Origin of the sequence: Paenibacillus uliginis N3/975, from assembly GCF_900177425.1 — a bacterium.
Classification (GTDB): Bacteria; Bacillota; Bacilli; order Paenibacillales; family Paenibacillaceae; genus Paenibacillus_AQ; species Paenibacillus_AQ uliginis.
On record NZ_LT840184.1, the window covers coordinates 3234710 to 3246328 of the forward strand.

Sequence of the window (11619 nt, forward strand, 5' to 3'; positions counted from 1 at the left end):
TTGAGGGATAGTTTATAAAATTGGTAAAAAATGACATGTAGATTTGCTGAGATAGGTGAAGCAGGTCCTAGATTTGCAAGAATGACAAAAAGATAAATTGTTGAGCTGAAAGGTGGGAAAAAGGTGGGAGAAGGAAAAAGAAGGAACTGGAAGTCCCTGGTGTTTTTCAGTGTATTGCTAATTTTTATTATTGCAGGATGTTCTACATCACAAGAGACTCATCAACTCGGGAGAGAGAAGGAGCAGGAATTTGACCAAGGAAGTGGAATGAAATTTTCCAGCCTTTCTGAACAAAAGATCGTGGATTTTGCTAAGCTCAGTAAGGTATGGGGAGTGGTGAAATACTATCATCCTAAGGTTGTATCTGGAGATGTAAATTGGGATTATGAGCTGTTTCGGGTGATGCCCTCTATTTTAGAAGAAAATTCAGATGTGAATTCAATTCTCTATGAGTGGGTTCATTCATTAGGCAGCGAGTCCATTTCTGGAGAGCTTGATGATCAATATCAATTTTCCGAAGATTCCATACAGCTCAGTCCATCTACAGATTGGTCCAAGGATGAAGAATATCTCGGAACGGGCTTGAGTCTTGAATTATCGAAGCTTCTGGATTCTAATATTTCAGAACGAGAATATGCATATGTTAGTTTTAAGGAAGATTCATTCTTTCCGTCTATGGGAAATGAAACCCCGTACTCTTATATGAATTTCGAAGATACAGGCTACAGGTTGCTAGGTTTATTCCGCTACTGGAATATTATCGAATATTACTATCCGTATAAAGATGTCATCGGAGAAGATTGGGATCGAGTGCTTCTGGAGTTTATCCCTAAAATGGTAGATGGATCGGATTATGACTCCTATTTCATGACCTTAGCAGAACTGACAACTAGAATACATGATTCTCATGCATATTTGGTGGGCAAAGATAGAGAGACGATTACTGATTATTTTGGAACGTATCGGCTTCCCGTAAACTTTATCGAAATTAACAATCAGATTGTTATAAATAAAGTAATTAACAAGTGTGGACTTGAGGTCGGAGACATTGTATTAAAAGTAGGCGACAAAAATATAGATGAATTATTAGAAGATAGAAGAAAATATATATCACAGTTGCGAGAAGACACGGCCAGCTTATTTTTTCTTGATTTATTCCGAACTGAACAGAAGAATACGGACGTTACTGTCATTCGGCAGGGAAATAAGATGAACATTAGTGCAGTAGGCAGTCAACAAGACATTAATTTCCTGGTTGATACGAAATCACAAGCAATGGAGAGTGGAGAAATCTACTATATTAATGCGGGTCTCTTGAAAGATGGAGAGATTGATAAAATCATGAAAAAGTGGTGGAACACTAAAGGGCTAATTGTAGATCTTAGAAACTACCCTTCTAGCATACTTACTTATGAATTAGCCAAATATCTGATCGCTTCTGAAAAAGAGTTTGCCACAGTATCGGTCCCCAATCGTCCAATACCCGGTGAATTTTATTACCTTGAGCCTATGGTTTCAGGGAAGCCCCAAGAAACAAATGCCGAGGTTTATAAAGGGAAAGTAGTGATTCTAATCAATGAACATACTGCTAGTCAAGGCGAGTTTACAACGATGTCCCTTAGAAATACAGAAAACTCCATAGTTCTCGGTAGGCCGTCTGCTGGAACTGATGGTGATATACGTATCATTATGCTTCCAGGAAAAATAAAAACCGCTATAAGTGGACTCGGCATATTTGATCCAGATAAAAACCCAACACAAAGAATAGGATTGCAGCCAGATATTCGTCTTGATCCTACCATTGAAGGGATTATGGAAGGCAGAGACGAGTATATTGAGAGAGCTGTTGAATTAATTAAAGGTGATTATTAATTATGAAAGTGTATTTGGAATATAAATGAACAGCTATACACTTCCGGGGCCTGATTTTTTTAGGGAGGAATGAGATGAAGACTAGACGGGTCATATTAATCAGCTTAATTGTTGCAGTTATCGCTGTTTGTGCGGCGTGGGTGGTATATAAAATACTTCCTCATTCAGTCAATGTAACGTTGACGGGTATTAAGTATAAACTTGGCTCCGATGGGGCGAAGGCAGATGCGGAACAGGCAACGGTAGTTATTCGAGGCAAGCTGTATACAACCCTGATGGGTCAGCGTACCTTTAAAGGTGAAATAAATATTGTTGGAGAACAAATCCCCGTGCCACCGGATCAGCGTAATTTGGAGATAAGTTTTTTTAGTGAAGGCTTTGGTGTCATGGTATATCCTTATTTTTACTTTGATCAGAGGGGAGCTACAAAGGGAAGTAATAGCTATGTCTCGCATTTATTGTTCACTAACAAGGATGTTAGTCAAGTGGCGTTTCTTTTGAATATGGCTAATGAACAGAATTTAACCAATAAGTCTGAGGAGGATCTTCAGCAAACTGTTAATTGGGACAGCGAAAATGGATATATAATTGCGGCACCTGCGTCCACTCGTGAAGAGGCGTTGGCCCTGTCTAATAAATTGATGCATAGATATCAGCGTGATGAGTAATAGAGTGGGCTATGTTGTTGCAGGGCCTCCTGGGTTAGTTAATGTAGATAAACTAGAGAAGTTCTATGATGATTATTTGAATAAGACAAGCAGCCGTGTTGCGCTTGCTCGTTACACTGACGAAGGTGATCCAATATATATAGATCTCGAGTTTAATGGAGAAGAAATTCTATATACTTACGATAACTCTTGGGACGGATTCGGAGGTCAGAACAAAGGGGTACAGAAAACGACTTGTACGAAATCAGATGTGTGATGTCTAATGACACAAAAGTGTCCCCATTACATAAAGCACTAAAGCCTGATTCTTAGGGCTTTTTTATTTTAATGTGGTAAGATTTGTGTCATGGAAAAATGAACAAATGTGACCACATTGTAGGATTTTGACACAAATGTGGCTACATTGTAGAAGCCTTATCCCTTATTTATTTTCAATACCCGAGAAAATGAGTAGCGTGGTAAAATGTGTTAATAAATGGAGGGGGAACAGGTGATATCTTGATGAAGATGACCACAGAACATTATAAGATTAAGGTTTATAATTTAGTGGGAGACGAGTACACAGTTCTTGGAACTTTTTAAACGCTAATACCAAGATCACCATAAGACATAACAAATGTAGTTCTGAAATATCGATTAGACCGTATTTGTTCATCAACGGCACAAGATGCAGAAAGTGCTTTATTGAAGGAAGGAGAAAGACCCAGGATCAATTTGAAGATGAAGTTCGGAAACTCGTCGCCGATGAGTTTCGAGTTATCGGCAATTATGTTTCAAATGGTACTAAAATAGAGATCCACTATAATAAATGTTCTTAACTGGAAACCATTTTTTAGATTGTGTTAATCTGTCTAATAGTGAACTCAATTTAGAGAGAGGGATGTTACTTGAAAAGAAACGTATTATATATTGAAGATAATGAGAAAATAGGCAGTTGGGTAAAAGAAGAATTGGAACAGCGAGGATTTTCAGTTCAGTGGCTGCTTTCTGGTGAAGGAGCGGAAAAAGAAGTAAATCAGCATGAAATAGTTATTTTGGATATCATGTTACCCGGTTTAGACGGATTTACTGTGGGAAAACGATTAAAAAAGGCAGCTCCTGCTGTTCCTATTTTGCTGTTATCTGCTCGAACATCGATAGATGACAAGGTAGATGGTTTACAATTTGCTGATGACTATTTAACGAAACCATTCCATACGGATGAATTAGTTGCAAGATTAGAAGTATTAATCCGTCGAAGTGGTGGAACACATTCCGAACGCATTTCATTAGGAAATCATATTGAAGTAGACCCAGAAGCCCAAATGGTATTTGACAAACGCACAGGTGAAGAAATTATATTGACAGGGAAACAGCATCAAATTTTAATGTATTTCTTACGCCACCCTAATCAAGTTTTACCAAAAGAACAAATTTATGAAGCAATTTGGGAAGAAGCTTATATAACTGGGGATAAAACATTAATGGTGCATATCCGTCGACTGCGTCAAAAGTTGGAACGTAATCCAGATTCCCCAGAGATTATTGAAACATTGAAGGGAATAGGCTATCGGGTGAAACTATGAAACAGACTAGATCATTATTTCGTCGTTTTCTAAAAGGACATTTTCTATTTATCTTTTTTCCTCCAATTGTGCTTATTTTCTTCTCTGCGTTCATTGACTTTTCGGGTATCAATGAAGAAGATTTGAATACGTTAAATCTATTTTACGTTATATTACTTTTGTTTGGTTTTATTATTGTCGCATTTGTTGTAATGTCTTGGCTTTTCTTCTTGAGACTTCGTAAACGTCTCACCCGCTTACAGGAAGTCATGTCATTTTCAGCTAATAATAACTCGTTTCCTAAACCAATATCTGTTCAAACGGATCGTATGGATGAAATAGACCAGTTAGGAAGTTCTTTTAATTGGATGATTCAGCAGCTTGAAGACAGTCGCAAGCGAGAATATGAAGAGGAATTATTACGACATCGTCTCATTGCGAATTTATCTCACGACTTACGAACGCCACTTACCATTTTGAGAGGACATGTCACCAGATTAAATAAAGAATCAATAAGTTTAGAAGGACAAAACTCATTAACAGAGATGAACCATACGATTACAAGAGTCGGAGATCTAATGGATGATTTACTTTCCTATACATTGCTTACATCAGGGAAACATCCTTTTCATCCCACTTCAACAGATATTGGACGTTTAGTAAGAGCATCTGTTGCTGCGTGGTATCCTGTATTTGAAGAAAAAGAAATTCAACTCGATGTTGATTTACCGTCAGAGGAGACTTTTTATTGGGAAGCAGATCCTAAATGGATGACACGAGTTCTGGATAATTTATTTCAGAATATTCTTCGTCATGCAGCAGAGGGGAAATATGCAAACATTGTGGTTGATGTAGAACAAGAACAGATCATTGTTGCAGACAGAGGTCCAGGTATGGATAACTCTTCCTATGAGCGTGGGGCGGGAATTGGTTTATCGGCTTCAAATTATATGTTGAAAAAAATGAAGCTGAAAGCTGACTTTACATCAAATGAAAATGGCACAAGAGTAGCTATTGGTAGAGCTTAACCTAAAGTTAACCCAGAAGTAAACAGCATGATAACCGAGATGTAACTTTGCTTCTTTATAATTAGAACCATAACAGAAAGGAAGTGTTATGGTTGCTTACAATTAATAACTTAGTCAAACATCGCGGAACTCAAGAAATCTTATCAGGTATCAGTTTTAAAGCTAGACCAGGTAGAGTAACTGGTTTTTTAGGTCCAAATGGGGCAGGTAAAAGTTCTACACTTCGCATCCTGCTTGGATTAGATCGTGCCACCTCAGGGAGTGCACTAATTAATGGAAAGCCATTCGCAGAATTACATAATCCTCTAGCAACAATAGGTGCTGCACTTGATGGATTTGGAGCTCATCGTATGCGAACAGGACGGGCACATTTACGTTGGATTGCTCGTGCCGCAGGATTGTCTCGCTCACGTGTCGAGGAAGTTCTGGAAATAGTAGGTCTTACTAATGCAGCTGGGAAAAGGGTCGGGGATTATTCCCTTGGGATGGGGAGAAGACTTGGAATGGCAGCTGCACTTCTTGGTGATCCCGAAATATTGGTCTTAGATGAACCCGTAAACGGGCTCGACCCACAAGGAATTCGCTGGATTCGGACATTTTTACGTGAACGTGCTGCGTCTGGTAACACGGTGTTGCTATCCAGTCATCTCATGGGAGAGCTTGCAGAGACGGTTGATGATGTGGTGATTATTAATCATGGAAACATCGTTGCAGATGGAACATTGGAAGAAATAATAGGTAACCATTCTACGCTGGAGGAAGCCTTTTTTGCCCTGACATCTGAACATGCAGGTGATGTTGTATGAGAGCATTCAACGCGGAACTATCTAAATTGTTCTCCCTGCCTGGCATTTGGCTTGCCTTTCTTATTGGAGCATTTGCCCCAGCGGTCATTGCTGCCTTCGACAGTATAGTAGAAAAAGAGGATATTATAGCTGGAGTTAGCACACGGCTATCGGAAATTGGCTATTCGGGATTAGGTTTTGGTGTGCAAGGTGTCATTATTCTTGGTGTGCTTGCTGTCAGCAGTGAGTATTTGACAGAGAGCAGTGAATCTGGTGGAGGGCAACAGATTACAACAAGTTTAACTGTTGTTTCATCCCGGCTTCATTTTTTGCTGGCAAAAGCAGGCGCTGTGACAGTGATCAGCATACTGCTTTGTATGGTTGCTATTATGACAACTGCGTCAGCAACAAATCTAATTCTTGGTGAATATGCCCCTGCATTTGAATGGTCTAGACTGATCGGTGCAGTTTGTTACTGGACATTCACCGCTCATTTAGCACTTGGGATTACTTTGCTAACTAAGAATGGCATCATCCCGCTTGCTGTGCTCATGATAAATTCATCCGTTGTATCATTTAGTGTCCTGCTTTCTAAGATTACAAAGTTGGCGTTCTACTTACCAGATCGGGCTGGCCTTGAAATGTTTATGTTTACTAGCGACAAATTTCACACTCCGTCCACAGGCAGTTTATTCGATAGATTTCACACCCCGTTCACAGGCGGTTTAGTCATGTTTGCTTGGGTAGCCGTTTTTTTCATTGTTGCAGCTATTGTATTCCATAGGAGGGACGTTGCATCATGAATGTCTCATCTGGTAGAAAGATAACACAAATCCTTGGTGCTGAACTGGATAAATTAGTTACATTACCATTGATATGGCTCACTCTTGTTGGTACATTCATTCTTAATTTAGTTTTAACCGCAGCTTTTACTTCTGTTGGTCTACAAGGGGCAGCAGGAACGCAAAGTATACTGAATATAGGACTTGCTTCTATGGGATATCTTCAAGCAGGGTTCATTATTCTTGGTATCTTAGCTACTTGTTCGGAGTATACTGGTGGACAGATTCGAACTACTTTAACTACGATATCTTGGCGTGGGTTTCAATTATCCACGAAGCATTTGGTATTGGCGATTATAACCATTCCTGTGGCATTTATTATTGCTGCATCAGGTGTACTATATACTTTTATTATGATGAGAGACACAGCAGTAGAGTTTGAAATAGACACCATGATAAAAACATTAGCAGGTGCAGCAGGCTATCTAACATTAACCACACTTCTCAGTGCAGCTATAGGTGCTTTACTGAGACGAACCACTCCTGCCTTAGTAATACTTCTTGGTTATTATTTCATTGTCAGTCCATTGTCGAGAGATTTTCTACCTAATTATTTTCCGGATACGGCAGGATATTATATGTATATGCTGCCTTCCTCTAATGAAATAAATATCCTTACACCAATGCAAGGGACAGGTATTTTAATGTTATGGACACTGATCTTTATTTCAGTAGCTATTGTATTTTACCGTAAACGAGATGCCTAACTTTAGGTTTCATCATTAGGGGGAGACGACTTGAAAAAAATTGCAGCATTATTATTGTCCTCATCATTGTTCCTGACCGCGTTGCCTACATCCGTGCTGGCACAAGAAGCCAAACCGAACCTAACACGGGGAGAAGTTGTAGAATTTTTGCTGAATGCCGCAGATGACTACAATCCGGGCATCAAAAAAGAAGATATTTTGAAAGGTTACGGCAAAGGAGAGGCAAGAGAAGATCAGGAAGTTTCCAGAATTGAAGCTTTGATCATGCTGGGCCGCGCGTTTTCGGACCTGCCTGCGCCAAAAGGCAATGATTTGCGAGTAGCCAATACCTCCGCATCCTTTACCGACGTGCCGAAATGGGCACAAGACGAAATCGCCAAGCTGATCGCTTCTGGTGTGGTCACCGGTTCGGACGGCAAACTCGGCGTTTCCGATCATCTCACGAAAGAACAACTGATTACGCTGACAAATCGGATCATGGCCCTTGAAGGCACGAATCCACGCGATGATTATTATGAATACGTCAATAAAAAATGGCTGAACGACTCCAAGATCCCAGCAGGTGAAATGGCCAACGCCGCGTTTTACGAGCTGGCAAAAGCCAATGAAAACCGGACTAAAGCAATCATCGATGATCTTGTGAAAAAACAAAACCCAACAGGCTCTAAAGAGCAAAAAATCGCCGATTTCTACAAATCGGTACTCGATATGGAAAACCGAAACAAGCAAGGGATCAAGCCGATTGCACCTTATTTAGACGCTCTGGACAAGGCTTCCTCCGTCAGGGAATTATTTGATGCCAGTATGAAGATGGAGAAAGAAATCTCGAAAGGCGATTTGCTGCATTTTTTTGTGATTCCTGACGAGAGGGACAGTAACGTCAATGCGCTGTATTTCTCACCCCTTAGCACAAACCTTGACAAAAACAGCTATGTCTCCGGCGACGAAAAGACTAAACAAGTGTACACGAACTATCTGACCAAATTGTTTGTGCTGTCCGGTACTGACGAGAAAACGGCAAAAGCGCAAGCCGAAGATGTGTACGCATTCGAAAAAGAACTTGCTGCATCCACCATGGACCTTCAAGATCAGGGAAAAGTAGATAAATCATACAATCCTTACACCAAAGAAAAATTCGTTAAACTCTTTAAATCGATCGATATGGGCAAATATATGAAAGAATTCCATGTCGATAAAGCGGACAAAGTGATTGTAACCGACGTTGGATTATTGAATAAAAGCGCGGAAGTATTGAACGAGAAAAATCTGGACAAGCTCAAAGCCTACGCCAAAGCCACTTTGTTGATGAAAGCCGGCGGCACTTTGTTAATAAATTCCTTTGGCACTTTATCGGATGATTTTCTGAAATTGGCAAATGAATTTGAAGCCCAAATGTTTGGCATTGAAGGTACAAAAACAAACGAAGAATTGGCGGTAATGACCACCCAAGCCGTCATGAGCCAGTATCTAAGCCAGGAATTCGTAGAAAAATATTTCACGAAAGAAGCCAAACAAGACGTTGAACAGATGGTTAAGCAGTTTATCGAGGTTTATAAAGAACGGATCAAAACACTTGACTGGTTGTCTGAAGCAACCAAAGCCAAAGCCATCAAAAAGCTGGATAAAATGACGATCAAAATCGGATATCCAGATCAGTGGAATGATTACTTGAAGGATGCTTCGATTAAAACTTTTGCGGACGGCGGATCGCTGTTTGACAACATAGTGGCAATCAATAAAGTACTCAAAAAACAATCAATCGCTTCGCTTGGACAACCTGTCGATAAAAGCAGCTGGGTGATGAGCACCTATGAGGTAAATGCTTATTATAATCCGTCGAATAACGAAATTGTGTTCCCAGCGGGCATTCTGCAAGCTCCATTTTATGATATCAAGGCCAAACGTGAAACGAATTTGGGAGCGATCGGCATGGTCATTGCGCATGAAATCAGCCATGCTTTTGATGATTTAGGTTCTGCATACGATGAAAACGGAAATGCGGTTAACTGGTGGACTCCGGAAGATTTTAAAAAGTTCCAGGAAAAATGCGAACAGGTTATTTCCTACTATGACCATGTTGAAGTGATTCCTGGCGTGTATAATAACGGCAAGCTGACAGTAAGCGAAAATATCGCTGACCTTGGTGGTATGGCCGTATCGCTTCAAGTGCTGTCCAAAATGGAAAACCCGGATCTCAAAGCCTACTTTGAAGCTAATGCAACGATCTGGCGTATGACCATGAGTAAGGAAGCGGCTGCGTATCGGTCGACAATCGACCCGCATTCAGCAAACAAAGTACGCGTAAACCGTACCGTTTCCAACTTCCCAGAGTTCTATAAAGCATACGAAGTAACCGAAAAGGATGCCATGTACGTCGCTCCTAAAGACCGCGTGAGCATTTGGTAAGCCTGCAATAAATAAGCCTTTTATTTTGCCCCGATTAAGGGACAATGAAATTAACGAAGCTGAAAAAGCTGGCTCCGGAAACCTACCGGCGCCAGCTTTTTTTACTTTGATTGAGACACTTGTAGCGGCTGCGACAGATTTCAAACCCCATTCATAGATGGTTTAGTCATGTAGTCGTTCTTTTCATTGTTGCAGCTATTATATTCCATAGGAGGGACGTTGCATCATGAGTGTCTCTTCTAGTAGAAAGATAACACAACTCCTTGGTGCTGAACTAGAAAAATTAGTTACATTGCCATTGATATGGCTCTCTCTTATTGGTACATTCATTTGAGCTATCTGATTTTTCCAAATCACTATGGGATAGCTGGGAGAATCAATATTCAATCACCGATCCAGCTACATTACAATGGCTATCAATGAAAGAAAGTTTATATGGCCGCGAACTATGGCCTTCCCGGGTTTACTTTTCAACACCTGAAGTACGTATCCAGTCATGCTTATTCGGGGGCCGAAGTCTCTTCGGCACAGACTTCATACCCGCTGATCCTTGCGAATCCCGGCTTCGGCTCTTCCAGGTTCCTCCACACGTCGCAAGCCGAAAATCTCGCGAGTCACGGATATATCGTGGCAGTGATCGACCACACCTACAATACATTTGCAACCGAGTTTCCGGACGGTCGAATCACGACCATCAGAACCAACGACTTATTCTCGCCCGACCATGATTACCGGACGGAAAGCGGTAATCGCGACAAGTTGGGAAAAGTTTTAACCGGCGATGTGGCGTTTGCGCTGGACCAATTCGAGCTCATCCAATCGGGGCAGATTCCAAGTCATCTAAAAGGGAGGATTGATCTCGGTCATGTCGGGGTGTTCGGTCATTCCATCGGCGGAGCGACGGCCTATGACGCTTCTTACGATCCGCGAATCGCGGTTGGAATAGACCTTGATGGAGGGCTTTATCGACTGCGTGACAGAGAGGGTCTGCGAAAGCCGTTTTTGTTCATCAACTCGGAAAGCGAATTCGAAAAATTAAAAATGGTGATGGATAACCGGGTCTACACGGATGCAGAGCTTAACCGTATGGGCTCAACAAGAGAGTGGATGGATCAAGTAACGGAAGATAAAAAGTTGGAGCTTGAACGGATGCGCGAAACGGTCGACGAAGGGGGACAATTCCTCTATATCGAAAATACGGAGCATTTGGATTTTGCCGACGTACAGTTCATTTCTCCAATTTTTAAAATGCTGGGCATTACAGGAAAGATTGCGCCCGAAAGAGCGAACTCCGTTATCAATGCCTATATGCTAGATTTCTTCGATATGTATCTGAAAAATCAAGGCGGAATCTTAATGAAAGGACCGGATAGCCGCTTTCCGGAGGTGAAGTTCGTAACCTCGCTATTATAAATTACGGAACAGGCTACCGATTTTGATATGCTCCCCTTCAAGTAGACAGGTTTAATAAATAAACCGCTACTTGAAGGGGAGTTTTCCTTTGTCTAAGAAGAACGAATACAATGCGATTGAGAAACTAGCCATCGTACAGGAGTTAAAAGCAGGACAGAGCAGCCGTGTGGAAGTAGCAAAAAAACATAACATCAGCGTTACGACCTTAGTGAAATGACGACATCGCTATGAGTTGTACGGAATTGAGGGGTTAGAAATTCATTCCCACACTCGGAGTTATTCTGCAGAACTTAAACTTCAAGCGGTACATATCCGTTGAAGTACTCAACTTGCTTCTACCAATCTTACTTTTTA

General features: G+C 41.0%; 10 protein-coding genes and 1 pseudogene. All 11 read left to right on the forward strand.

Translation table 11 applies throughout. The features are described from left to right. Positions 1–123 precede the first annotated feature (123 nt). The 11 genes and pseudogenes from B9N86_RS15195 to B9N86_RS15245 all read left to right on the forward strand — a co-directional run bounded on the left by B9N86_RS15195 (position 124) and on the right by B9N86_RS15245 (position 11482). A complete protein-coding gene (locus B9N86_RS15195) occupies positions 124–1872 on the forward strand; it encodes a S41 family peptidase (RefSeq protein ID WP_208914032.1) in 1749 nt (582 codons plus the stop codon). Positions 1873–1946: 74 nt separating this feature from the next. Further along, positions 1947–2540 carry a hypothetical protein gene (locus B9N86_RS15200; RefSeq protein ID WP_208914033.1) on the forward strand — a complete coding sequence of 198 codons (594 nt, stop codon included), beginning with the start codon at positions 1947–1949 and terminating at the stop codon, positions 2538–2540. After that, a complete protein-coding gene (locus B9N86_RS15205; protein WP_208914034.1) occupies positions 2533–2796 on the forward strand; it encodes a DUF4362 domain-containing protein in 264 nt (87 codons plus the stop codon). The genes B9N86_RS15200 and B9N86_RS15205 overlap by 8 nt, the downstream gene beginning before the upstream one ends. A gap of 631 nt (positions 2797–3427) precedes the next feature. Beyond that, the gene (locus B9N86_RS15210) at positions 3428–4105 is read left to right on the forward strand and encodes a response regulator transcription factor (RefSeq protein ID WP_208914035.1); all 678 of its coding nucleotides are present in this window, start codon (positions 3428–3430) and stop codon (positions 4103–4105) included. Next, a complete protein-coding gene (locus B9N86_RS15215) occupies positions 4102–5112 on the forward strand; it encodes a sensor histidine kinase (RefSeq protein ID WP_208914036.1) in 1011 nt (336 codons plus the stop codon). Before B9N86_RS15210 ends, B9N86_RS15215 begins: the two co-directional genes overlap by 4 nt. A gap of 83 nt (positions 5113–5195) precedes the next feature. After that, a complete protein-coding gene (locus B9N86_RS15220) occupies positions 5196–5918 on the forward strand; it encodes an ABC transporter ATP-binding protein (RefSeq protein ID WP_425298546.1) in 723 nt (240 codons plus the stop codon). After that, entirely contained in the window at positions 5915–6700 is a 786-nt protein-coding gene (locus tag B9N86_RS15225) for an ABC transporter permease (protein WP_208914038.1), read from the forward strand. Before B9N86_RS15220 ends, B9N86_RS15225 begins: the two co-directional genes overlap by 4 nt. Continuing rightward, positions 6697–7446, forward strand: coding sequence for an ABC transporter permease (locus B9N86_RS15230; protein WP_208914039.1), 750 nt, complete (start codon positions 6697–6699; stop codon positions 7444–7446). Before B9N86_RS15225 ends, B9N86_RS15230 begins: the two co-directional genes overlap by 4 nt. Before the next feature lie 30 nt (positions 7447–7476). After that, positions 7477–9852: a M13 family metallopeptidase gene (locus tag B9N86_RS15235; protein WP_208914040.1), complete on the forward strand. Its 2376-nt coding sequence runs from the start codon at positions 7477–7479 to the stop codon at positions 9850–9852. A 432-nt stretch (positions 9853–10284) separates the two neighbouring features. Further along, positions 10285–11265, forward strand: a pseudogene (locus tag B9N86_RS15240) (alpha/beta hydrolase family protein); the annotation flags it as partial. An 88-nt stretch (positions 11266–11353) separates the two neighbouring features. Beyond that, positions 11354–11482: a hypothetical protein gene (locus tag B9N86_RS15245; protein WP_241933695.1), complete on the forward strand. Its 129-nt coding sequence runs from the start codon at positions 11354–11356 to the stop codon at positions 11480–11482. Positions 11483–11619: the final 137 nt, after the last annotated feature.